Annotated in this window: 25 protein-coding genes; 18 read left to right on the plus strand and 7 right to left on the minus strand. The window is 70.9% G+C overall.

Features of this window, described 5'->3' with window-relative positions:
- Positions 1–903: an alpha/beta fold hydrolase gene (locus HJG44_RS22820; protein ID WP_171220696.1), complete on the minus strand. Its 903-nt coding sequence runs from the start codon at positions 901–903 to the stop codon at positions 1–3.
- A 43-nt stretch (positions 904–946) separates the two neighbouring features.
- The gene (locus tag HJG44_RS24125; protein ID WP_281411565.1) at positions 947–3,148 is read right to left on the minus strand and encodes a lytic transglycosylase domain-containing protein; all 2,202 of its coding nucleotides are present in this window, start codon (positions 3,146–3,148) and stop codon (positions 947–949) included.
- A 152-nt stretch (positions 3,149–3,300) separates the two neighbouring features.
- Here HJG44_RS24125 and dapA point away from each other — a divergent pair, with 152 nt between their 5' ends.
- Genes dapA through HJG44_RS22840 form a run of 3 tightly spaced genes read left to right on the plus strand, consistent with a single transcriptional unit; the run spans position 3,301 to position 5,229 of the window.
- Positions 3,301–4,191, plus strand: coding sequence for a 4-hydroxy-tetrahydrodipicolinate synthase (dapA, locus tag HJG44_RS22830; RefSeq protein ID WP_171220698.1), 891 nt, complete (start codon positions 3,301–3,303; stop codon positions 4,189–4,191).
- Positions 4,192–4,195: 4 nt separating this feature from the next.
- On the plus strand, positions 4,196–4,666 hold the full coding sequence (smpB, locus tag HJG44_RS22835) for an SsrA-binding protein SmpB (protein WP_171220699.1): 471 nt from the start codon (positions 4,196–4,198) through the stop codon (positions 4,664–4,666).
- Entirely contained in the window at positions 4,666–5,229 is a 564-nt protein-coding gene (locus HJG44_RS22840; RefSeq protein ID WP_171220700.1) for a peroxiredoxin, read from the plus strand. Before smpB ends, HJG44_RS22840 begins: the two co-directional genes overlap by 1 nt.
- Here the strand turns inward: HJG44_RS22840 and HJG44_RS22845 are convergent, their stop codons facing one another.
- Positions 5,230–5,547 (minus strand): hypothetical protein, encoded by a 318-nt coding sequence (locus tag HJG44_RS22845; protein WP_171220701.1) that lies wholly within the window; start codon positions 5,545–5,547, stop codon positions 5,230–5,232.
- A gap of 184 nt (positions 5,548–5,731) precedes the next feature.
- Between HJG44_RS22845 and HJG44_RS22850 the strand changes: the two genes are divergently transcribed.
- The 11 genes from HJG44_RS22850 (at position 5,732) to HJG44_RS22900 (ending at position 14,922) form a co-directional block, all read left to right on the plus strand.
- Complete coding sequence (locus HJG44_RS22850; RefSeq protein ID WP_171220702.1) at positions 5,732–6,568, plus strand: universal stress protein; 837 nt, start codon at positions 5,732–5,734, stop codon at positions 6,566–6,568.
- Between the two features lie 66 nt (positions 6,569–6,634).
- A complete protein-coding gene (locus HJG44_RS22855) occupies positions 6,635–7,912 on the plus strand; it encodes a solute carrier family 23 protein (RefSeq protein WP_171220756.1) in 1,278 nt (425 codons plus the stop codon).
- A gap of 106 nt (positions 7,913–8,018) precedes the next feature.
- Complete coding sequence (dgcN, locus tag HJG44_RS22860; protein ID WP_171220703.1) at positions 8,019–9,044, plus strand: N-acetyltransferase DgcN; 1,026 nt, start codon at positions 8,019–8,021, stop codon at positions 9,042–9,044.
- Between the two features lie 179 nt (positions 9,045–9,223).
- On the plus strand, positions 9,224–9,829 hold the full coding sequence (gene folE / locus HJG44_RS22865; protein ID WP_246736433.1) for a GTP cyclohydrolase I FolE: 606 nt from the start codon (positions 9,224–9,226) through the stop codon (positions 9,827–9,829).
- A gap of 72 nt (positions 9,830–9,901) precedes the next feature.
- Complete coding sequence (locus tag HJG44_RS22870) at positions 9,902–10,075, plus strand: DUF1328 domain-containing protein (RefSeq protein ID WP_171220704.1); 174 nt, start codon at positions 9,902–9,904, stop codon at positions 10,073–10,075.
- Positions 10,076–10,176: 101 nt separating this feature from the next.
- Complete coding sequence (locus HJG44_RS22875; RefSeq protein WP_171220705.1) at positions 10,177–10,476, plus strand: hypothetical protein; 300 nt, start codon at positions 10,177–10,179, stop codon at positions 10,474–10,476.
- A gap of 108 nt (positions 10,477–10,584) precedes the next feature.
- Positions 10,585–11,154: a hypothetical protein gene (locus HJG44_RS22880; protein WP_246736434.1), complete on the plus strand. Its 570-nt coding sequence runs from the start codon at positions 10,585–10,587 to the stop codon at positions 11,152–11,154.
- 162 nt (positions 11,155–11,316) lie between these two features.
- Positions 11,317–12,081 carry an orotidine-5'-phosphate decarboxylase gene (gene pyrF, locus HJG44_RS22885; protein ID WP_171220706.1) on the plus strand — a complete coding sequence of 255 codons (765 nt, stop codon included), beginning with the start codon at positions 11,317–11,319 and terminating at the stop codon, positions 12,079–12,081.
- Complete coding sequence (gene pyrC, locus HJG44_RS22890; protein WP_171220707.1) at positions 12,078–13,121, plus strand: dihydroorotase; 1,044 nt, start codon at positions 12,078–12,080, stop codon at positions 13,119–13,121. Before pyrF ends, pyrC begins: the two co-directional genes overlap by 4 nt.
- A gap of 21 nt (positions 13,122–13,142) precedes the next feature.
- The gene (locus HJG44_RS22895; protein ID WP_210261287.1) at positions 13,143–13,841 is read left to right on the plus strand and encodes an orotate phosphoribosyltransferase; all 699 of its coding nucleotides are present in this window, start codon (positions 13,143–13,145) and stop codon (positions 13,839–13,841) included.
- Positions 13,842–13,857: 16 nt separating this feature from the next.
- A complete protein-coding gene (locus tag HJG44_RS22900; RefSeq protein ID WP_171220708.1) occupies positions 13,858–14,922 on the plus strand; it encodes a quinone-dependent dihydroorotate dehydrogenase in 1,065 nt (354 codons plus the stop codon).
- A 6-nt stretch (positions 14,923–14,928) separates the two neighbouring features.
- Here HJG44_RS22900 and hutI read toward each other — a convergent pair whose 3' ends face one another.
- Together hutI and HJG44_RS22910 are read right to left on the minus strand one after the other, a co-directional pair.
- Entirely contained in the window at positions 14,929–16,143 is a 1,215-nt protein-coding gene (gene hutI / locus HJG44_RS22905) for an imidazolonepropionase (RefSeq protein ID WP_171220709.1), read from the minus strand.
- Positions 16,140–17,333, minus strand: coding sequence for a DUF3095 domain-containing protein (locus HJG44_RS22910; RefSeq protein WP_171220710.1), 1,194 nt, complete (start codon positions 17,331–17,333; stop codon positions 16,140–16,142). The genes hutI and HJG44_RS22910 overlap by 4 nt, the downstream gene beginning before the upstream one ends.
- 53 nt (positions 17,334–17,386) lie before the next feature.
- Here HJG44_RS22910 and HJG44_RS22915 point away from each other — a divergent pair, with 53 nt between their 5' ends.
- Together HJG44_RS22915 and HJG44_RS22920 are read left to right on the plus strand one after the other, a co-directional pair.
- On the plus strand, positions 17,387–17,614 hold the full coding sequence (locus HJG44_RS22915) for a hypothetical protein (protein WP_171220711.1): 228 nt from the start codon (positions 17,387–17,389) through the stop codon (positions 17,612–17,614).
- Positions 17,615–17,837: 223 nt separating this feature from the next.
- Positions 17,838–18,098 carry a hypothetical protein gene (locus HJG44_RS22920; RefSeq protein WP_171220712.1) on the plus strand — a complete coding sequence of 87 codons (261 nt, stop codon included), beginning with the start codon at positions 17,838–17,840 and terminating at the stop codon, positions 18,096–18,098.
- Between the two features lie 60 nt (positions 18,099–18,158).
- On the opposite strand, the gene HJG44_RS22925 is transcribed toward HJG44_RS22920, so the two are convergent.
- Positions 18,159–18,584 carry a PRC-barrel domain-containing protein gene (locus HJG44_RS22925; RefSeq protein ID WP_171220713.1) on the minus strand — a complete coding sequence of 142 codons (426 nt, stop codon included), beginning with the start codon at positions 18,582–18,584 and terminating at the stop codon, positions 18,159–18,161.
- A 166-nt stretch (positions 18,585–18,750) separates the two neighbouring features.
- Between HJG44_RS22925 and HJG44_RS22930 the strand changes: the two genes are divergently transcribed.
- Together HJG44_RS22930 and mepA are read left to right on the plus strand one after the other, a co-directional pair.
- A complete protein-coding gene (locus HJG44_RS22930; RefSeq protein ID WP_171220714.1) occupies positions 18,751–19,812 on the plus strand; it encodes an SDR family oxidoreductase in 1,062 nt (353 codons plus the stop codon).
- Positions 19,813–19,866: 54 nt separating this feature from the next.
- Positions 19,867–20,772 (plus strand): penicillin-insensitive murein endopeptidase, encoded by a 906-nt coding sequence (gene mepA / locus HJG44_RS22935; RefSeq protein ID WP_171220715.1) that lies wholly within the window; start codon positions 19,867–19,869, stop codon positions 20,770–20,772.
- 15 nt (positions 20,773–20,787) lie between these two features.
- On the opposite strand, the gene HJG44_RS22940 is transcribed toward mepA, so the two are convergent.
- On the minus strand, positions 20,788–21,324 hold the full coding sequence (locus tag HJG44_RS22940) for a TIGR00645 family protein (protein ID WP_430395094.1): 537 nt from the start codon (positions 21,322–21,324) through the stop codon (positions 20,788–20,790).
- Positions 21,325–21,334: the final 10 nt, after the last annotated feature.

Below are 21,334 nucleotides of genomic sequence, written 5' to 3' on the forward strand. Positions count from 1 at the left end.
TCAGGCCCGGGCCGCGGCCCTCGCCTCGGCATGCTCCACGAAACGGCGGATCGCCCCGATGATGTCGTCTCCCCTGAGCAGCGGCGTGTGGCCCTGGTCGGGAACGGTGACGAGGTCGAGATCGGGGTGGCGGGCCCTCATCTCCCGCACGGTGTCTTCCGAGAGAAGGTCGGACAGCGCGCCCCTGATCACCAGAACCGGCGCCTTCCTCAGCCCGTCGAAAGCGGCCCATAGGTCCGGGATCTCGCTCTGCGGGCCGATCGGCTCGAGCGTGCGCGCAAGCGCCGGGTCGTAGGTCAGGACGAGGCGGCCCGCCTTCTCCTCCCAGGTGCTGCGCGCCCAGGTCTGCCAGTCGCGGTCGCGCAGATTGGGGAATTGTCCGCCGAAGAGGCCCTCGAGCATTCCGGCAGCCTCGTCCAGGTCGCGCGGCTGGCCGAGCTTCCCGACATAGCCCTTGATGCGCAGGAGGCCGGCGCGCTCGATCACCGGCCCGATATCGACGAGCACCGCGCCGGCGACCATCTCCGGCCTGGCGGCCGCAAGCCCCATCGTGATGATCCCGCCGCGCGAGGTGCCGACGAAGATCGCGCGCGGGATCTCGAGCTCGGCCAGGACGGCGAGGAGATCGGCGGTCTCCACCGGGACGGCGTAATTGTCGGGATCGCGGTCGTGGTCCGACTGCCCGCGCCCGCGATAGTCGATCGCGACGACATGCCGGGGCGGCTCTTCCTCGGGATCGGTGAGCGCCATCGCGAGATCGTGGAAGTCGCCCGCATGGCGGGCGAGCCCGGGCAGGCAGACGACGGGCAGCGCGGTCGCGCGGTCGTCGCCATAGCTGCGCGCATGCAGCCGCAGGCCGTCGGACGACCTCGTCCAGACATCGCGAAAGGACCGCTTCGTCATCGCCCCGCCTCCGCGGCGAGGCTAGCGGGCGCCTAGCCGGCCATCAAGGCGCACCCGCCCCGCGCTTCAGGTCGCTTTCCATCAGCAGCGCGCTCTGCGAGCCCAGCCTCCGGCGATAGACCTGCAGGTTCTCCATCACGCGCTGGACATAGTTGCGCGTCTCCGAGAAGGGGATGCGCTCCACCCAGTCGATCGCATCGACCTCGGGCCGGCGCGGGTCGCCATAGGCCTCGATCCATTTCCTCACATTGCCCGGGCCGGCATTGTAGGATGCGAAGGTCAGGATGTAGGAGCCCTTCCAGTACTCCATCAGCTCGCCGAGATGGGCTGCGCCGAGCTGGGCGTTGTAGGTGGCGTCCACCAGCCGGGTGAGGTCGAATTCCAGGCCGACCTTGCGGGCGGTCGCTTTGGCGGTCGCCGGCATGAGCTGCATCAGGCCGCGCGCCCCGACCGGCGACTGCGCGGCGGGCTCGAACATGCTCTCCTGCCGGGCGATCGCGTGCACCATCGCCGGCTCGACCCGGTCGCCCACCGGCTCGAAGGACGGGATGCCGATCGTCGGGAAGGCATGCTCGTCGAGCGGCAGGCCGCGCTGCGTCGCCGCCTTGCCGAGGACGAGGAGGGCGCGGGCGTCCCGATGGGCGAGCGCGAGGTCGCCGACGGCATCGATCTCGGCGACGTTGGGCGAGCGCCGGGCGATGTCCACGATCAGCGGCACGGCGACGTCGCGGAGCCCCGCCGCGTAGAGGGTCGCGACCGCCTCGGCGGCGGGCGACTTCGCGGCCCGGACGCGCTCCTCGCTCTGCGGGTCGAGCCCGGGCTTGAGCGCGACCTGCGACAGGCCGAGCTTCCCGCTCGCGAGCTGGCCGTAATAGGTGATGCCCTGCTCGGCCGCCTTGGCGTAGAACTCGCGCGCGAGCGTCGCGTCGCCGGCCGCCTCCGCGGCCCGGCCCCGCCAATAGGCGGCGCGGGCCACCGAGATCGGGGTCGCGGCGATGGCACCCGCCCGGGAGAAATGCCGCGCGGCGGCGCGCGGATCGTTCAGGAACCGCAGCGCGATCCAGCCGGAATGGAACTCCGCCTCGATCCGCTTCTCGCTCGCCTCCGCGCCGTGCAGGCTCGCGACCTCGTAGGCCGCCTTCGCGTCGCCGGAATCGAGGAGCTTGCGGGCGACCAGCCGACGCTCCGTCCACCACTCGTCGCCGTCCACCAGGATGTCGGGATCGCGGCTCACCTCGGCGAGCAGCCGGGCGGCCTCCGGCGCCTTGTCGGCCCGCCGCAGGAACTGCACGCGGGAGAAGATGTAGGACGTGTCCGCGCGCAGTGCCGGCGGCACGGCATCGAGCAGCTTGCCCGCGTTCCCCGCCTTGGCCGCGACCGCCGCCCGGGCCTTGACCAGCGTGTCGAAGCCCTTGCCGGCGTAGTCGGCGGCGCGCTTGGCCGCCTCATAGCTCTCCTTGAACAGGAGGCGCTCCATGCGGAAGCGGTGGTCGGCCGTCGTGAGCAACTCGGAGAAGTCGTTCAGGATCCGGCTTTCGAGCTCGCGCCCGAAATTGTCGTTGCGCCAGGCCTCCCGCACGAGCGCGGCCGCATCCTCCTTCAGGCCGTCCGCCATGAAGGCCTGGGCGAGCGCGACCTTGCCGGCCGCGCTTTGCGGCCGCTCGCGGGAGAAGAAGGCGCGCACGAATTCGGGCGGGCGGCGCTCCGCGATCAGGAGGTCCTCGGCGCGGCGCCGCGCCCAGGTGGTTCCCGGCCAGTCCGGGTTCTGCTTCAGGAAGGCCGCGAGCCGGTCGAAATCGACGGCCGCTCCGCCGAAGCGGATCGCCGCCCAGTCGAGCAGAGTGCCGATGCCGCCCTCGAGCCGCGCCCGGATGCGGTCGCCGGCCGCGAGGTCGCCCTTGCGATAGGCGCCGATCGCATCGCGCACTGCCGAGATCTCCGGGGCGGAGCCGTCGGGCATCACAGGCGGGGCCGCGCCGACGGAATCCGGCCGTGCGGCCGGCACAGGAACGGGCAGGCTGCCGGTCGCGGCCGGGCCGGTCACGGCCGAGCCCGTAACGGAAGCGGGGACGGCTGTATCGGCGAGCGCGACCACGGGCCGGGGCGGCGGCATCTCCGCCGGCGCCTTGCCCTTCTGCGCCTCCAGGCCGGTGACGCCGCCGAGCCAGAGGGAAGCCGCAAGCGCGCCGGGCGCGGCCAAGGCCAGTCCCGGCACGGTCGTTCGGCCCTGCGGCGAAGCTCTCATGCGTATCATTGAGCGTCGATATGGTTGACGAAGGCTTGCGGCAGGCCAGGGGGGATCCGAAGGTCCCGTTTGCGCGGGCTTCGCGGCGCAACTATGTCTCCTCGCGCCGGGTTGCCCGGGAGAAGGCGACGGACCTCACGGAAGGAAGCGGGATGACGGCGACGCGGTTCAGAGGCTCGATGACGGCCCTGGTGACGCCCTTCCGGAACGGCGCCGTCGACGAGGAGGGCTATCGCAGCCTGATCGAGTGGCAGATCGAGAGCGGCACCAAGGGTCTCGTCCCGGTCGGCACCACGGGCGAGAGTCCGACGCTCACGCATGACGAGCACAAGCGCGTGGTGGAGATCTGCATCGACCAGGCCAAGGGGCGCGTGCCCGTCATCGCGGGCGCAGGCTCGAACAGCACGGTCGAGGCGGTCGATTTCGCGCGCCATGCCGAGCGTGCCGGCGCCGATGCCGTGCTCGTCGTCACGCCCTATTACAACAAGCCCACTCAAGAAGGGCTCTTCCAGCACTTCAAGGCGGTGAACGACGCGGTCGGCATCCCGATCATCATCTACAACATCCCGCCCCGCTCCGTGATCGACATGTCCGTCGCCACGATGAAGCGCCTCTACGAGCTGCCCAACATCGCCGGCGTGAAGGATGCGACCGCAAACCTCGCACGCGTCTCCCAGCAACGGCATGCGCTCGGACCCGATTTCATCCAGCTTTCTGGCGAGGATATGACGGCGCTGGCCTATAACGCGGCCGGCGGCCACGGCTGCATTTCCGTCGTCTCCAACGTTGCTCCGGCGCTCTGCGCCGAGTTGCAGGAGAGCTCGCTCGGCGGAGATTACGCGAGGGCGCTCAAGGTCCAGGACCGTCTCGTGCCGCTGCACGATGCCATCTTCATGGAGCCGGGTCTCGCCGGGGCGAAGTGCGGGCTCGCGCTGCTCGGCCGCGGCACGGAGGAGATTCGCCTGCCGATGACTCCGGTGACGCCGCCCGCCAAGGCGGCGATCCGAGCCGCGATGGTCCATGCGGGCCTCCTGAACGCCTGACCCCATGGCGAAGGAACCGAAGGCGCGCCGCATCGTCGCCGACAACCGCGCGGCGCGGCATCATTACGAGATCGAGGATACGGTGGAGGCGGGCATCTCGCTCGTCGGGACCGAGGTGAAGTCGCTGCGCGCCAACAAGGCCTCGATCGGCGAATCCTATGCGGGCCCTTCGGGGAACGAGATCTTCCTCTTCAACGCCAACATCCCGGAATACCTGCAGGCCAACCGCTTCAACCACGAGCCGCGCCGGCCGCGGCGCCTTCTGCTGAACCGGCGGCAGATCAACAAGTTCATCGGGGCGACGCAGCGCGAAGGCTACACGCTCGTGCCGCTCAAGCTCTATTTCAACGAACAGGGCCGGGCGAAGCTCGAGCTCGGCCTCGGCCGAGGCAAGAAGCTCCACGACAAGCGCGAGGCCGAGAAGAAGCGCGATTGGGAGCGCGAGCGCGGCCGGCTGATGCGGGAGAAGGGCTGATGGCGGGGCCCGACACGCTGCCGGACGGCCTGCCCGTACCTGTCGACGACGGCGCGGCGGACCATCTGCGCGGCGCGAGATTGCCGGACGTCGCGCTCCGGGCGACGGACGGAGCCTTCGTGTCGCTCGCGCGGCTTCCCGGCCGGGCGGTCGTCTACCTCTATCCGCGGACCGGAGAGCCGGGGAAGAACCCGGCCCCGGAATGGGACGCGATCCCGGGTGCCCGCGGCTGCACTCCGCAATCCTGTTCCTTCCGGGACCATCACGACGAGCTGAAGGGGCTCGGCGTCGACCACGTCTTCGGCCTCTCGACGCAGGACACGTCGTATCAGCGCGAGGCCGCCGAGCGGCTCCACCTGCCGTTCCCGCTTCTCTCGGACGAGGACCTCGCCTTCACGCGTGCGATGGACCTGCCGACCTTCGAGTTCGGGGGCATGACGCTCCTCAGGCGCATGGCCTTCGTCATCGACGGCGGCCGGATCACGCAGGTCTTCTACCCCGTCTTCCCGCCCGACCGCAGCGCCGCCGAGGTGGTGGCGTGGCTGCGGGGCCATCCTGCCTGATCAGCCTGCGATCGGGGGAAGCTCGTCGAAGGAGGGGCGCGAGAGGCGCCAGGGCCGCGCGAGCGACGTGTTCGCGGCCTCCGACGGCCGGAGCGAGCGGACCGAGCCGTCCATCCGGATCTCCGCGATGTTCAGGAAGCCGAAGATCTGCAGCCGCGACGCGATCATCTTGGTCTCGCGATCCTCGGCCGCGATCACGAAGGAGCCGTTGGTATAGACGGTATCGAGAAGGCCCTTCTGGTCGCGGTTGTCGGAGCGGGCCGCCCGGGGGCCGGGAAAGCGCACGACGTTGCTGGGCGCGGCACTCTGGGAACGCATGACTCGTACTCACTCAACTGGAATCGACCGCCGCAGATTCGCGCGGAAGATTTAAGGCAGCGCTAACCACGCCGAGGCGCGCGGCCGATCCCCAGCGCGTTGGACCCTACACCCTTTCTCTGCGCCACTCGCTCGGGCACCATGCGCGCACTTCAGCGGGCAAGAAAGTCAGAGGGAACTACCCATGAAGAACATCCTCGTCCCGACGGAGACGCACGAGGTGATGGCCTCGGTGCTGCAGACCGCTGCCCTCGTGCAGCGGCGCTTCCGCGGCTATGTCGAAGGTTTCGCGCTCCGTCCGGCCGTGCCCGATTACGTCCCGATCGACATGGTGAGCGGGCTGGCCTGGCACGTGGACGAGAAGGCCGACGAGGAAACCCGCCGCGCGGCCTTCCAGCTCTTCGAAAGCTTCATGAAGGAGATCGGCCTGCCGGAATCGCCGCTCGGCTCGCCCGAGCCGGGCTATGGCTGGCACGCCAAGGCGCCGGCGGGCGACATGTTTCTGGCGAGCCATGCGCGGATCTTCGACCTCGTGGTGCTCGGCCGTCCCGTCTCCGGCAAGGCGCAACCCTCGATGGCGAGCCTCGAGGCCGTGCTGTTCGAGAGCGGCCGGCCCCTTCTCATCGCCCCGCCGACCCCGCCGACCTCGCTCGGCGAGACGGTCGTGATCGCCTGGAACGGCTCGACGGAGACGGCCCGCACCGTCGCCTTCGCTGCACCCTTCCTGCGCGAGGCGAAGCGCATCATCGTGCTGATGGTGGAGGGCTGGTCCGTCCCGGGCCCGTCCGGCGAGCAGCTTGCATCCGCGCTCCGACGGTGCGGCCTGGATGTCGAGACGGTGATGGCGGCGCGCGAGCATCGCAACGACGGCGAGACGATCCTGGCCCGCGCGCAGGCGCTCGGCGCCGATCTCCTGGTCAAGGGCGCCTACACGCAGAGCCGGCTGCGCCAGATGATCTTCGGCGGCGCGACCGCGCACATCCTGGCCCATGCGGCCATCCCGGTTCTCATGGCCAACTGACGAGGTGGATCGGTGAGCGAGGGCTTCTTTCCCCGCTGGGTTCCGGCCCGGCAGACCGGCGCGGTGATGCCGGACGAGCGCCTGCCGCTCGGCCAGACTGTCGTCCTCGGCATCCAGCATGTCGTCGCCATGTTCGGCGCGACGGCCCTCGCGCCCATTCTCATGGGCTTCGACCCGAACCTCGCGATCTTCTTCTCCGGCGTCGCGACCCTGATCTTCTTCGTCGTCACGGGCGGGCGCGTGCCGAGCTATCTCGGCTCGAGCTTCGCCTTCATCGCGGTCGTGATCGCGGCCACCGGCTATGCCGGCTCCGGACCGAATCCCAACATCCCCGTCGCGCTCGGGGGGATCATCGCGGCCGGCGTCGTCTACACGGCGATCGGCATCGTCGTCGCGGCCGCGGGGCCGGGCTGGATCGAGCGGGTGATGCCGCCGGCCGTGACCGGCGCGATCGTCGCCGCGATCGGGCTCAACCTCGCGCCCATCGCCGTCAAGGGCGTCTCCGGCTCCCAGACGGACATCTGGATCGGGCTCGCGACGGTGGTCGCCGTGGGAGCGGTCGCGGTCTACGCGCCCGGGATGGCGCGGCGCCTGCCGATCCTCATCGGCGGGGCGATCGCCTATCTCCTGCACCTGGTGCTCGCGAACGGGCTCGGGCTCGCCAAGCCGATCGACTTCTCGGGCGTCGCGCAGGCCGCCTGGTTCGGCATGCCGCGCTTCGTGGCGCCCGTCTTCGAGGCGAATGCGATGTGGCTCATCGCGCCCGTCGCGGTGGTGCTCGTGGCCGAGAACCTCGGCCACGTGAAGGCGATCGGCGCCATGACCGGCCGCAGCCTCGATCCCTATCTCGGCCGCGCCTTCATCGGCGACGGCGTCGCGACCATGATCTCCGGCTATGGCGGCGGGACGGGCGTGACGACCTATGCCGAGAACATGGGCGTGATGGCGGTGACGCGGATCTATTCGACGCTGGTCTTCGTGGCCGCCGCGATCGTCGCGCTTCTTCTCGGGCTCTCGCCGAAATTCGGCGCCCTGATCCTGACGATCCCCGGCCCGGTGATCGGCGGGCTTTCCATCGTGGTCTTCGGCCTGATCACGGCGACGGCCGGCCGGATCTGGGTGGAGAACGGGGTCGACTTCTCCCGGGCCCGCAACCTCCTCACGGTGGGCGTCGCGGTCGTGCTCGGCGCGGGCGATCTCACGATCAGGATCGGCTCCTTCACGCTCGGCGGCATCGGGACCGCGACCTTCGGGGCGATCATCTTCTATCACCTGCTCCGCGACGACAGGGCAGGGGAGATCGCGACCGCCGACGGCGCGGCGGGACGTCCCGTCAGCCGCTAGAGGCGGCGCCCCGCGGGGCAGGCTTGCACGATTCGTGCTGCCTGCCGGCGAGAAGCGGATTAGAGACATCCGTCCGCCTCGCCGACCGCGTATACCGAGGGCCCTGATGCAGATCTCCCGTCCCTATCTCATGTTCCTCGGCGACGTGCCGGACACGCTCGCCGCCAAGACGGCCTACGGCATCGTCGATTGGCGCCGGGACTGGTGCCTCGGCCAGCTCCGCCTGCCCGGCTGCAAGGCGGATCTCGGCCTTCCGGACATCACGGTCGAGGAGGCCGCCGCCCAGGGCGCCAAGACCATGATCGTCGGCATCGTGAATGCCGGCGGCGTGCTGAACGAGGCTTGGGTGCCGTCGATCCTCAAGGCGCTCGAATGCGGGATGGACGTCGCGAGCGGGCTGCATATCCGCCTGGGCTCCGATCCCCGCATCGCCGCGGCCGCGGCGGAACACGGCCGGCAGCTTTTCGACGTCCGCCAGTCCGACCAGCGCTTCGCCACCGGGAAGGGCGTCAAGCGCACCGGCCTGCGCCTCCTCACGGTCGGGACCGACTGCTCGGTCGGCAAGAAGTACACCGCCCTCGCGCTCGAGCGCGAGATGACGGCGCGCGGCCTCGATGCCGAGTTCAAGGCGACCGGCCAGACGGGCGTCTTCATCTCCGGCCGCGGCGTCGCGATCGACGCGGTGGTGGCCGACTTCATCTCGGGCGCGGTCGAGTGGATCTCGCCCGATGCGGCTCCGGATCACTGGGACCTCGTCGAGGGCCAGGGCTCGCTCTTCCATCCCTCCTTTGCGGGCGTGACGCTGGGGCTGCTGCACGGCGCGCAGCCCGACGCCTTCGTGGTCTGCCACGAGCCGACCCGCACGAACATGCGCGGGGTCAGGCATCCGCTGCCGACCATCGCCGAGGTGATCGACCTCACGGTCCGCTGCGGCCGGCTCACGAACCCGGCCATCAGGCCGGTCGGCATCGCGGTGAACACGCAGGCGCTCGCGGAGGACGAGGCGAAGACCTACCTGGCCAAGGTCGCGGCCGAGCACGACCTGCCCGCGACCGATCCGATCCGGTTCGGCGTCGGCCCGATCGTCGACCGCCTCGAGGCGGAGTTCCCGCGCGCCCGTGCCGCATCCTGACGGAGGCGGGCGTCCGGCCCGATCCGCGCCGGCACGCGCATCCCTGGCGCGACACCTTCCCGGCATCGTGCGGCGCCGGCGCAGGCAGCGCCGCCGCGACCGCGGGGCTCCCTTGCCTTCTTCCGACCGATGGAGGAGGCGAGCCCCCCGGGCTGTGATCCCAGTCCTATGAGGGCAGAATGGCAGATGTGACCGAGATGGCGGGCGATCCCCCCGCCGGCCGCCCGAGCCGGGCGGAGGCGGAGGAGGCGGTCCGGACGCTGATCCGCTGGGCCGGCGACGATCCGGGCCGGGAGGGTCTGGCCGAGACGCCGGCGCGCGTGGTGCGGGCCTTCTCGGACTGGTTCTCCGGCTACGGGCAGGACCCGGCCGGGTATCTCCGCCGCACCTTCGAGGAGGTCGGCGGCTACGATGAGATCGTGGTGCTGAAGAGCATCCCGTTCGAGTCCCATTGCGAGCACCACATGGCGCCGATCATCGGCGAGGTGCATATCGGCTACCTGCCGCGCAACCGCGTGGTCGGGATCTCCAAGCTCGCCCGGCTCGTGGATGCCTATGCGCGCCGGCTCCAGATCCAGGAGCGGCTGACCGCCGAGATCGCCGACACGCTCCAAGAGGTGCTGCAGCCGCGCGGCGTCGCCGTGGTGGTCGAATCGAGCCACGAATGCATGACGACCCGCGGGGTCCACAAGCGCGGCGTCAGCATGGTGACGAGCCGGATGCTGGGGGCCTTCCGGGACAATCCGGCAACACGGCGCGAATTCTTCGCCGCGATCGGGAAATAGCCGGGCCGTTCCGCGTTCTTTCCGGCGCCGCGGGTCCCGTGCGGCTCGTGCAAGACCGGAAGGAACGGTTCCATGCTGCGCTGGGCGCTCATCTTCTTCATCATATCGCTCGTTGCCGGTGCGCTCGGCTTCACGGGCATCGCGGCCGGGGCGGGCCGCATCGCGCGGCTCCTTTTCGGGCTGTTCCTCGTGCTCGCGATCCTCGTCGTGGTCGTGGCGCTGCTGATCGGGCAGGCGATCTTCTGACCCGCCGGTCCGGGCCGCGTTGCCGCAACGGCCGCGCTCGGGTAGCCTTGCGGCATCATCTCCAGGGGCCGGCCCTCGGGCCGGCTGAAGAAGGCATGTCGATGCGGCTCGTTATCATGGCGGCGGGGGCGGTTGCGGTCGGGGCGGCTCTGGCCGGGCCGGCGGCCGCCGACGGCCATCCGCCGTTCTATGGCTATTCGCCGTATCTCGGCGGACCGGCCGCCTATTTCACGCCGGAGGACGACGTCCGCGCGGCCTCGGTCCAGAGCGACGGCCTGCCCGGCATGGGGACCCGCACCTACTATCGGGGCGGCCCGTTCTTCACCTACCAGTCCGTCAGGCCGAAGCCCGCCGCCATGCCGCGTCACAGCCGGCGCCGGGCACTCGTCACCAAGGGATGACGCCGGCGGCGAAAACGCCGCACCGCTTCCTCCCGCCGGCCGCATACCGTCGCCGGAACGGCTCTGCGCCCGGCCACGTTCTGGGCACAAGGGGCAGGGAGAAACATCATGCAGATCAGTGGCCTTGCTAAGGTTCTTACGGCAGGCGCCTTCGCGGCGACGCTTGCCGTGTCCGCATCGGGCAGCGCGCAAGCCGCGCCGCTGCCCGTGACGAGCCCGAACACCCTTGCCGCGGCGCCGCAGACCGACGAGGTCCGGTGGCGCGGCGGCTATCGCCGCGGCTGGGGCGCGGGCCCCTTCGTCGCCGGCGCGGCGCTCGGCATCATCGGGGCGGCCGCGGCGGCGAACGCCTACCCGTATTACGGCTCTCCGTATTACGGCGGCTACTACCCGGCCTATTACGGGTACGGCTACGGCTACCCCTACTCCTATTACTCCTACCCCGCCTACTATCCGGCCTATTACGGCGGCTGGGGCTATCGGCGGGCCTATTGGGGGCCGCGCTACGGCTATCGCCGCGCCTATTGGGGCGGGCGCCCCGGCTTCTACCGTGGCGACGGATATTACGGCGGAGGCCGTGGCTTCTACCGTGCCGGCTACTATGGCGGCAGCCGTGGCTTCTACCGCCCGGGCGGCTACGGCGCCGGCGGCGCCGGCAAGGTGTATTACCGCCGCTGAGAGCTCGGCTTCGCGCGACACGGGGCGGCCTTCGGGCCGCCCTTTCCTTATCTCCGGCCCCGCCGAGCGCCCGCGACGTCGCCATCCTTCACAGCGACGCGCTCCCGACGGGTTGACCTCGGGCCCGCGGCATCGGAAGCGGGGCGGCCAGCGGAGAAGAGGATGTCGAGCGCGAGCCCCGTTTTCGGGACAGGCGGGGAGGGGAGCCTAGCGCCCAGCCCGCCGGTCGAGCTGGAGCCGGCGCGAAGGCTCATCATCGCGCTGGACGTGCCGACGCCGCTGGAGGCGGAGCGCCTCGTCGAGCGGCTCGGGGACCTGCCGGTCGTCTTCAAGATCGGCCACCAGCTCGCCTATACCGGCGGGCTGACGGTGGCCGAGCGGCTTGCCAAGGCCGGGCGCGAGGTCTTTCTCGACCTGAAGCTGCACGACATCCCCCGCACGGTGGAGGAGGGGGTGCGCTCGCTCGCCGGCTTCGGGGCGAGGTTCCTGACGGTCCATGCCTATCCCCAGACGATGCGGGCCGCGGTCGCGGGGGCGAACGGGTCCGGCCTCGCGCTGCTGGCCGTGACGGTCCTCACCTCCATGAACGACGGTGACGCGGCGGAGGCCGGCTATGCCTGCCCGGTCGCCGAACTCGCACGGCGGCGCGCCGCGGATGCGGTCGCGGCCGGGATCGGCGGGCTCGTCTGCGCTGCCTCCGAAGCCCGGGCGCTGCGGGAGATCGTCGGCCCCGGGCGGGCTCTCGTCGTTCCCGGCATCCGGCCCGCGGGCGAGGCGGCCGGCGACCAGAAGCGCGTGACGACGCCCGCGGATGCGATGCGGGCCGGGGCCGACCTGATCGTCGTCGGGCGCCCGATCACGGCCGCGCCCGACCCGCTCGCGGCCGCGCAGGCCATCATCGCCGGCATCGCGGAGGGCGCCACGTGACCGAGCGGATCACCATTCGCCGCCCGGACGACTGGCACGTCCACTTCCGGGACGGTGCCATGATGAAGGCCTGCCTGCCGGAAACCGCGCGGGTGTTCGGGCGCGCGATCGCGATGCCGAATCTCACCCCACCCGTCAGGACCGCCGCCGATGCGGTCGCCTATCGCGAGCGGCTGCGCGCCGCCCGTCCGGCCGGCTCGTCATTCGAGCCCCTGATGACCTGCTACCTGACGCACGACACCGATCCGGACGACGTGGAGCGCGGGTTCCGCGAAGGCGTCTTCACCGCCCTGAAGCTCTATCCGGCGCACGCGACGACCAATGCGGCCGAGGGCGTCACCGACCTGAACAAGCTCGATCGGGTCTTCGAGCGGGCGGAGAAGATCGGCCTGCCGCTCTCCATGCACGGGGAGGAGGTCGATCCCGATATCGACATCTTCGACCGCGAAGCGGTCTTCATCGACCGCCGGCTCGGGCCCCTGACGGAGAAGTTCCCGGGGCTCAAGATGATCCTGGAGCATCTGACGACAGCCGTCGCCGTGGACTTCGTCCGGGCCAGGTTTCCGCAGGTCGCGGGCACGATCACGGCCCATCACCTGGAGCTCACGCGCACGGACATGCTCGGCCACGGCATGCGGCCGGATTTCTACTGCATGCCGGTCGCCAAGACGGAGCGCGACCGCCGCGCGATCGTCGCGGCCGCCGTGTCCGGCGAGGCCTGCTACTTCCTCGGCTCCGATTCCGCGCCGCACCCGCTCGCCCGCAAGCGCGCCATTCCGGCGGCGGCCGGCATCTTCTCGGCGCCGACCGCCATCGAGATCTATGCCGACGTCTTCGATCGCGAAGGCGCGCTGGACAGGCTGGAAGCCTTCGCGTCGCTGAACGGCCCGCGCCACTACGGGATCGCCCCGAACGAGGGGACGATCACGCTGGAGCGCGTGGCCTGGACCCCGCCCGAGACGCTCCCGGTGGACGGGCCCGAGGCGTGCATTCCGGTCTATCGCGGCGGCGGGCGCCTGAATTGGCGCGTCGCGGCCTGAGCCGAGGAGAGCGAGACGAGCATGTTCCAGGGGGTGACCTTCGCCGAGAAGACGGCCGTCGCCGAGACGGTCGCCCGCATGCTGTTCGAGGTCGATGCCGTCCGCTTCATGGACGGGAAGCCTTTCACCTTCACGTCCGGCTGGGCGAGCCCGGTCTATATCGATTGCCGGCGCCTGATCTCCTTTCCGCGGGTGCGCGGCACGCTGATGGATCTCGGCGCCTCGCTCGTCTGCCGCGAGGCGGGGTTCGAGCGTTTCGACGCGGTGGCGGGCGGCGAGACGGCCGGGATCCCCTTCGCGGCCTGGATGGCCGATCGGCTGCAGCTTCCGATGCAATATGTGCGCAAGAAGCCGAAGGGATTCGGGCGCAACGCCCAGATCGAGGGGCATGTCGCCGAGGGCCAGCGCGTGCTGCTGGTCGAGGACCTCGCGACGGACGGCCGGAGCAAGCTCCTGTTCGCGAAAGCGCTGCGCGAGGCGGGCTGCAGCGTCGACCATCTGTTCGTGATCTTCTACTACGCGATCTTCAAGGAATCTCCCAAGTATCTGGCCGACATTGGTCTTTCGATGCATCACCTCGCCACCTGGTGGGACGTGCTGGCCGTGGCGAAGGCCGGCGGGCGCTTCGAGCCTGCCGTGCTGGGCGAGGTCGAGAGCTTCCTGCACGACCCCGCAGGCTGGTCGAAGGCGAATGGCGGGATCGACAGGACGCCGGAGTGACGGCACCCCCACCGCCATGCTCGACACTGTCTACCGGGCGCTGAAGCCCGGCCTCCGCCATCTCGACCCGGAGACGGCCCACCGGCTCGCCGTGAAGGCGCTGGCCTGCGGCCTGCCCCTTGTTCGCCCGGCTGCGGACGACACGATCCTCGCCTGCCGGGTCTTCGGGCTCGGCATGCCGAATCCGATCGGCCTGGCGGCCGGCTTCGACAAGAACGGCGAGGTGCCCGGCGCGCTGCTCCGCATCGGCTTCGGCCATGTGGAGATCGGCACCGTCACGCCGCAGCCGCAGCCGGGCAATCCCCGCCCGCGCCTGTTCCGGCTGTCCGAGGACGAGGCCGTCATCAACCGCTACGGCTTCAACAGCGAGGGGCTCGAGCCGCTGCTCCGCCGCATGGCCGCCCGGAGGGGACAGGGAGGGACGGTCGGGATCAATGTCGGCAAGAACAAGGAGACGGCGGACGAGGTCGCCGACTTCGTCACCGGCATCCGGGCCGCCGCCCCCTTCGCCGGATACCTCGTCATCAATGTCTCGTCCCCGAACACGCCCGGGCTGCGCGATCTGCAGCGGCGGGAGAGCATGGAGCGGCTTCTTCGCGCCGCGCTCCAGGCCCGCGCGGAGGCGGTCTCCGGCCCGGCACCGCCTCTCCTCGTGAAGCTCGCGCCCGATCTCGACGGCGAGGGCCTGGCGGATGCCGCCGAAGTCGCGCTTTCGACCGGGATCGACGGGCTGATCATGGGCAATACCACGATCTCCCGCCCGCCGTCGCTCAGGAGCCGTCACCGGAGCGAGGCGGGGGGGCTCTCGGGAAGGCCGCTCTTCGAGCTTTCGACGCGGCGCCTGGGCGAGCTCTACCGCCTGACCGGCGGCCGCATTCCGCTCGTCGGGGTCGGAGGAGTGGCATCGGGGAAGGACGCCTATGCCAAGATCCGCGCCGGCGCCTCGCTCGTGCAGCTCTACAGCGCCCTGGTCTTCGAGGGGCCGGGTCTGGTCGGGCGCATCAAGCGCGACCTCGCCGGTCTCCTCAGGCGTGACGGGTGGGCCTCCGTCGCCGAGGCGGTCGGGGCCGACCACCGCTGAGGGCGGTCAGGGCTGGTCGGTCCGGCCGGCGAAGACGCGCCGCCAGAGCGGGTTGAACCCCATGCGGTAGACGAGCTCCGCCGGTCGCTCGACCTCCCAGATCGCGAGGTCGCACCACTTGCCTTCCGTGAGCGTCCCGACCTCGTCCGCCATCCCGAGCGCGCGCGCGGCCTCGCGCGTGACCCCGGCGACGATCTCCTCCACGGTCAGCCGGAACAGCGTCGCGGCCATGTTCATGGCGAGGAGAAGCGACGTGAGGGGCGATGTGCCCGGGTTGCAGTCGGTCGCGACCGCGATCGGCACGCCATGCCGGCGGAAGGCCTCGACGGGCGGCAGCTTCGTTTCGCGGATGAAGTAGAACGCGCCCGGGAGGAGCACCGCGACGGTGCCCGCCTCCGCCATGGCGGCCGCCCCGCCCTCGCTCGTATATTCGAGGTGGTCGGCCGAGAGCGCGCCGTAGCGCGCGGCGAGCGCCGCGCCGCCGAGATCGGAGAGCTGGTCGGCATGGAGCTTGACCGGGAGCCCGGCCGCGCGGGCGGCCTCGAAGACCCGCGCCACCTCCTCCGGCGAGAATGCGATGCCCTCGCAGAAGGCATCCACCGCGTCCGCCAGGCCGCTGCCGCCGAGCTCGGTCACGGTTTCGCAGACCTCGTCGAGATAGGCGGAGCGGTCCGTCTCGCCGGGCGGCCAGGCATGGGCGCCGAGATAGGTCTTGCGGATCCGGGCGGCGCGTTCGCTGCCGAGCCGGCCCGCCGCCTGCAGCATGCGCAGCTCGCTGGCTCGCTCCAGCCCGTAGCCGGACTTGACCTCGAGCGTCGTCACGCCTTCGGCGATGAGGGCGTCGAGCCTCGGAAGGGCGGTGCGGACGAGCTCGTCCTCGCCCGCGAGCCGCGTCGCCCGGACGGTCGAGGCGATGCCGCCGCCGGCACGCGCGATCTCCTCGTAGCTCGCGCCGGCGAGCCGCAGCTCGAATTCGTGCGCGCGGTTTCCGGCATGGACGAGATGGGTGTGGCAGTCGATCAGCCCGGGCGTGATCCAGCGTCCCTCCACATCGACCCGCTCGGTCGCGTCCGCACCCGGAGGCAGCTCGGATTCGGGCCCCGCGAAGACGATCCGTCCCTCCCGCGCCGCGACCGCGCCGCGCTCGACGATCCCGATCCCCTGGCGGGCGGGATCGAGCGTCGCGAGCCGTGCGCCGCGCCAGATCGTGTCGAACCTCATCCCGTCCCGCCCTTGCTCTTCAGCGCGCCGGCCGCGGCTGCGTATCCGCCCGCGGCGCCGTCGACGAAGTGTATGTGATCGGAGCGGTGAATGGAGGGCGTGATGCAGGTGAGGAGGGCCGCCGCTTGCCGGTGCAGGCCGTAGCGGCAGATCCCGTCCTGCTCCGCCGCGGCGAGACGCCGCTCGATCTCGGCCGCCAGCTCCGGCCCGCAATCGAGCGTCATGCGCAGGCCGTCGTCGTATTTCCGGTAGTCGGAATTCGCGACCAGCTCCTTCAGGTAGCGCTCGGGCTGAAAGCCGCCGACCGGCAGGCGCAGCCGGAACACCAGGGTCGAGAGCGCCGTGCGGGCGAGGGTCGAGAGCCGCGCCGTCCAGAGGCTCGCGCCCGGCTTGCGCGCCGTCCTCGCCTCCAGCTCCAGGCCGCTCGGCGGCCAGCCGAGCGGCGGCCCGCCATCGGGGATGGGGCGCGCCATCTCGGGTGAGGCCTCGACGAGCGACAGGATCTCGCGGACGAGGGCGGCGTAGCGCGCGCGGTCCCCGGCCTGGGCCGGGCGCAGGATGATGGAGAGCACGAGGCCCCGCTTCGCGGGCGCGGCCTCGAACCGGCATGTGAGGCCCGTCAGGTCCGGCCGCGAGCCGGGCGGGGCGGGCTCGATGCGGAAGCGCCCGGCTTTCATCTCGGCTTCGGCCCAGGCCAGCCCGCCGCCGGAGAACATGGCGTAGTTCACGTCCGGGGAGGCGGCGAATTCCGCAACCCGGACGTCGAGGCCCGCCTGCCGGACGGCGCTCACGGGCAGGATCGCGACACGCAGCTCGAGGTCGAGTTCCTCGGCCACGAAGGTCGCGGTCGAAGCCAGCGCGGCCGTCGCGCCGGAAGCGGCCTTGCCGGGCACGGCGAACGCCGCGCCGTCGCCGCCGAACACGAAGGGAAAGCGCGTCGGCCCGAGCGCGTTCGACACGGCCGCGATCACGGCCGCCCCCGCCATGTTCACGGCCTTGTAGCGCCCGGCACCGATCGCGGCGGTGGAGTCGACCACGTCCGAGACGCCGAGCAGCCAGTCATGCGGAAGCGGCGCATAGGCCCCCTCGTCCGCGATCTCGTCGAACCGCGAGAGGACGGGAAAGGCCGGGCCGGCGCCGCTCGGCCCCAGGGCGGCGGTCGTGATCCGGCCTTGATTCGGTGGAAGCATGGTCGGGGTCTCGCTTCCCTCGGTCGACAGGCGCGCTTGGGGGGCCGGCAGCCATGAAGACTATCTCCCGTCGGGTGCTCCTCGCCAGCGCCGCTCCGGTCCTGCTGATTTCCACGGCAGGCGAGGCTCGGCCGCGCCGGTCGGTCCCGCCGCCTGCGCTGCAGACCCCGCAGCCGGTCCGCGAGCCGGCCCGGTCCGCCGTGGTCACGGCCACCACCCCGAACGCCTCGGGCAATTTCGGCGGGCCTTCGACCGGGGGCGGCGGCGGGGGAGGGCCGTGACCCGTTCCAAGCCTGGCGCGCTGGCGCGCCTGCGGCGCGATGATCCCGGAGCTGTGCCTCGCGCAATGGCGACGGGTATGACCTTGACTCACGCCCGAATCGTGCGGAACTGCATCAAAGTTTATGCAAAGTATTCGCGTATGCGACGCGTGTTTGGAGTCGCGTTCTGGAATCGGTAACCTTGGTCGGGAGCCAACGATTCGGGATCTCGGCAGGTGAACACGTGAGGACGCGGCTGAAGAATCTGGCGAAGGACCATCTGCAGCAGGCCTATTATATCCTGCAGGGGGACGAGGCCTTCGCGGAAGTGCGGCGGCTGATCGTCCGGACTCTGGAGGTCATAGACCGCGACCCGGAGCGCGACGTGATGGTGGGCGAGCCGCCCGCCAACCTGCTGCGCTTCCGTCCGCTCGACCGCCCCGCCAGCCTCCCGTCGGGCGCCGTCCTGATGAAGGGGCGGCGCATGAGTCTCGCGGAAGGCTAGGATCGCGGGCGGCCCGATCCGGGCCGGTGGTCCATGATCCCGTTATCCCGCTTGGGCGGATCAGATGCCCCAATAGGGCGTCGCGTTGTAGTAGCGGTGAACGTGCTCCTCCCAGTCGCGGTCGAAGGAGGGGTCGCGGCCTTCGCCCGAGCGGCGGGGCGCCTCGCGGAGCTGGTCGTCGGTGAGGTTGAGCTCGTAGGCGTCGAGCTCCGTGTTGTACTTCAGGGCCGACCACGGGATCGTGTGGTACTCCTCGCCCAGCCCGAGGAAGCCGCCGAAGCTCATCACCGCATAGGCGACCCGGCCGGAGACCTTGTCGATCATCAGCCGCTCGATCGTGCCGATCTTGTCGCCGTTCGACCGCCGGACGGGAGTGCCCTCCACCCGGTCGCTGGCGATGAGTGAATGGGTCGAGGTGGTCTGGCGGCCCGCGGCGACATCGCCGCTCGTCTGGCCGGTGACGTAATCCGTCGTGCCGATCGCCATCTGTTCCTCCTGCCGTCTGGTGCTCCCCGGTGAACGTCACGCCGTCGAGACGGTTCCGGCCCGCGGGCGAGGCGGGCGAGGCGGGCGAGGCGGGCGAGGCGGGCTCAGGGCTCAGGAACTGCCCTCTCGGCCGCCACGTTGGAGCGGCGTCCCGGGGGAGAACGTGATGGCAGTCCAGCTGAAGCCTGTGCGCGACCAGGTCATCGTCCTGACCGGCGCCTCGAGCGGGATCGGGCTCGCGACGGCGCATCTCGCGGCCGAGCGCGGGGCGCGGCTCGTGCTCGTGTCGCGCAACGGCGAGGCGCTGGAGCAGCTCGCGGCCGAGATCCGGCGCGGCGGCGGCGAGGCGGTCGCGGTGGTGGCCGACGTCGCGCGGCGGGAGGATCTGGAGAAGGTCGCCGCACGGGCGCGCGAGGCCTTCGGCGGCTTCGACACCTGGGTCAACAATGCCGGCGTCTCGGTCTACGGCACGCTGGAACAGATCCCGCTCGCGGACCACCGGCGCGTCTTCGACGTCGATTACTGGGGCGTGGTCCAGGGCTCGCTGATCGCCGCGGCCGAGCTGCGCGAGCGCGGCGGCGCGATCATCAACCTCGGCAGCGTCCTGTCGGACCGTGCCCTGGTCCTGCAGGGCCCGTACTGTGCCGCCAAGCATGCCGTGAAGGCCTTCACGGATACGCTGCGGATGGAACTCGAGCATGACGGCGCGCCCGTCTCGGTCACGCTGATCAAGCCCTCGGCGATCGATACGCCCTTCTTCGAGCACGCCCGCAGCCACATCGATTCGCCCGGCATCCGCAACCCGCCGCCCGCCTACGATCCGTCCCTCGTGGCCAAGGCGATCCTGCACGCGGCCGAGACGCCGAAGCGCACCGTCGTCGTGGGCTTCGGCGGCTACGCCATCTCGCTCATGGGCGCCCATTTCCCGCGGCTCACGGACCTCCTCATGGAGGCCACCGGCTTCCAGGGCCAGAGGTCGGAGGTCCCGACCCCGCCTGCGCGGCGCGACAACCTCTACGCTCCGCGCGAGGACGGGATGGAGCATTCCGGCCTGCCGGGCGGGCGCCGCGAGACGAGCCTCTATCTGGAGGCGCAGCTCCATCCGGTCGTGACCGCGGCCGCGATCGCCGGGGTCGCGGCGGCGATCGGCGGCATCCTCGCGGCGCGGCTCTCCCGTCCCGCCGCGCGCGACATCGAGGCCGATTACCGCCAGGCCGGCGGAGCCTGACGCCGCGCCGATCCGCCGGATTCCGCAGCCGCCGACCCTCGGCTACATTGCGGCATGCGGCTGATTCATGCGCTCGCCCTGCTGTGCTGCGTCGCCGGTCCGGCGTTCGCCCAGGATCGCGGCACGCTCCACCCCAAACCGCTGCCGCCGCTCGCGAACCCGAACGACCCCTCGACGCCCGCGAAGGAGCTGTTCGGCCGCGCAACGGCGCCGGCGCCGATGGCGGCCCGCGCGATCGGCTTCTATTCGAGGGGATGCCTTGCCGGCGCGACGGCGCTGCCCATCGACGGCCAGACCTGGCAGGTCATGCGCCTGTCGCGGAACCGGAACTGGGGCCACCCGGCGCTGATCTCCTTCCTGGAGCGCCTCTCGGCGCGCGTGCCGCGCATCAACGGCTGGCCGGGCCTCCTCGTGGGCGACATCTCGCAGCCGCGCGGCGGGCCGATGCTGACGGGCCACGCCTCGCACCAGCTCGGCCTCGATGCCGATATCTGGCTGACGCCGATGCCGAACCGGCGGCTGAGCCGGGCCGAGCGCGAGGAGATGTCGGCGACGAATCTCGTGCGGCCCGACCGGCTGGACGTCGATCCGGCGCGCTACACTCCCGCCCATCTCGCGCTGCTCAGGGCGGTGGCGCGCGAGGACGAGGTCGAGCGCATCTTCGTCAATCCGGCGATCAAGCGCGCGCTCTGCCGCGACGCCGGCCGCGACCGCGACTGGCTCGCCAAGGTCCGGCCGATGTGGGGGCACAACTACCATTTCCACATCCGCCTCGCCTGTCCGGACGGGGGCGGCAGCTGCCGCCCGCAGGAGCCGCCCCCGGGAGACGAGGGGTGCGGGGCCGAGCTCGACCGCTGGTTCACGCCGCAGATGCTGAACCCGGTCCCCGGCAAGCCGCGGCCGCCGATGACCATGGCGGCCCTGCCGCCGGAATGCCGGCAGGTCCTGGTCGCGCCCTGAAGCGCGTGTCGCCGTTCAGAGATGCGGCTGGGGCGGCGCTCCCGGCTGGGCCTTGCCGTGGCCGCCCTCGCCCAGCCGGTCCGTCAGCGCGAAGACGAGCCCGGAGATCACGAACACGACGTGCAGCCCGACATACCAGGCGACCTCCCGGTCCGAGATGTTCTTCAGATCCATGAAGATCTTGAGGAGCTGGATGGCCGAGATCGCCACGATGGACGACATGAGCTTGAGCTTCAGCCCCGTGAAGTCGATCTTCGACATCCATTCGGGCCAGTCGCGCGTCTGCGCCATGTCGATCTTCGAGACGAAATTCTCGTAGCCCGAGAAGACCACGATGACGACGAGCGAGCCCGTGAAGGTGAGGTCGACGAGCGTGAGCACGCCCAGGATGATGTCGGCCTCCGTCGCCCGGAACGGGTGGGCGACGAAATGGACGAGCTCCTGCAGGAATTTCAGGAGCAGAACGACCAGCGCGACGACGAGGCCGACATAGAACGGGGCCAGCAGCCAGCGGCTCGAGAAGATGACCGTCTCGACGACGCGCTCGGCCAGCGGGCCCCTG

Origin of the sequence: Enterovirga aerilata (genome assembly GCF_013044135.1) — a bacterium.
GTDB lineage: Bacteria > Pseudomonadota > Alphaproteobacteria > Rhizobiales > Beijerinckiaceae > Enterovirga > Enterovirga aerilata.

Bases quoted from the DNA above. Each gene is read 5' to 3' on its own strand.
- HJG44_RS22875 (WP_171220705.1), top strand. From the start codon at position 10,177: ATGCGGCTCGTTATCATGGCGGCGGGGGCGGTTGCGGTCGGGGCGGCT.
- HJG44_RS22915 (WP_171220711.1), top strand. From the start codon at position 17,387: ATGAAGACTATCTCCCGTCGGGTGCTCCTCGCCAGCGCCGCTCCGGTC.
- dapA (WP_171220698.1), top strand. From the start codon at position 3,301: ATGACGGCGACGCGGTTCAGAGGCTCGATGACGGCCCTGGTGACGCCC.
- pyrF (WP_171220706.1), top strand. From the start codon at position 11,317: ATGTCGAGCGCGAGCCCCGTTTTCGGGACAGGCGGGGAGGGGAGCCTA.
- HJG44_RS22900 (WP_171220708.1), top strand. From the start codon at position 13,858: ATGCTCGACACTGTCTACCGGGCGCTGAAGCCCGGCCTCCGCCATCTC.
- HJG44_RS24125 (WP_281411565.1), bottom strand. From the start codon at position 3,148: ATGAGAGCTTCGCCGCAGGGCCGAACGACCGTGCCGGGACTGGCCTTG.
- HJG44_RS22925 (WP_171220713.1), bottom strand. From the start codon at position 18,584: ATGGCGATCGGCACGACGGATTACGTCACCGGCCAGACGAGCGGCGAT.
- HJG44_RS22840 (WP_171220700.1), top strand. From the start codon at position 4,666: ATGGCGGGGCCCGACACGCTGCCGGACGGCCTGCCCGTACCTGTCGAC.
- HJG44_RS22820 (WP_171220696.1), bottom strand. From the start codon at position 903: ATGACGAAGCGGTCCTTTCGCGATGTCTGGACGAGGTCGTCCGACGGC.
- smpB (WP_171220699.1), top strand. From the start codon at position 4,196: ATGGCGAAGGAACCGAAGGCGCGCCGCATCGTCGCCGACAACCGCGCG.
- HJG44_RS22930 (WP_171220714.1), top strand. From the start codon at position 18,751: ATGGCAGTCCAGCTGAAGCCTGTGCGCGACCAGGTCATCGTCCTGACC.
- hutI (WP_171220709.1), bottom strand. From the start codon at position 16,143: ATGAGGTTCGACACGATCTGGCGCGGCGCACGGCTCGCGACGCTCGAT.
- dgcN (WP_171220703.1), top strand. From the start codon at position 8,019: ATGCAGATCTCCCGTCCCTATCTCATGTTCCTCGGCGACGTGCCGGAC.
- HJG44_RS22910 (WP_171220710.1), bottom strand. From the start codon at position 17,333: ATGCTTCCACCGAATCAAGGCCGGATCACGACCGCCGCCCTGGGGCCG.
- HJG44_RS22845 (WP_171220701.1), bottom strand. From the start codon at position 5,547: ATGCGTTCCCAGAGTGCCGCGCCCAGCAACGTCGTGCGCTTTCCCGGC.
- HJG44_RS22870 (WP_171220704.1), top strand. From the start codon at position 9,902: ATGCTGCGCTGGGCGCTCATCTTCTTCATCATATCGCTCGTTGCCGGT.
- HJG44_RS22855 (WP_171220756.1), top strand. From the start codon at position 6,635: ATGCCGGACGAGCGCCTGCCGCTCGGCCAGACTGTCGTCCTCGGCATC.
- HJG44_RS22850 (WP_171220702.1), top strand. From the start codon at position 5,732: ATGAAGAACATCCTCGTCCCGACGGAGACGCACGAGGTGATGGCCTCG.
- mepA (WP_171220715.1), top strand. From the start codon at position 19,867: ATGCGGCTGATTCATGCGCTCGCCCTGCTGTGCTGCGTCGCCGGTCCG.
- HJG44_RS22895 (WP_210261287.1), top strand. From the start codon at position 13,143: ATGTTCCAGGGGGTGACCTTCGCCGAGAAGACGGCCGTCGCCGAGACG.
- HJG44_RS22880 (WP_246736434.1), top strand. From the start codon at position 10,585: ATGCAGATCAGTGGCCTTGCTAAGGTTCTTACGGCAGGCGCCTTCGCG.
- folE (WP_246736433.1), top strand. From the start codon at position 9,224: ATGGCAGATGTGACCGAGATGGCGGGCGATCCCCCCGCCGGCCGCCCG.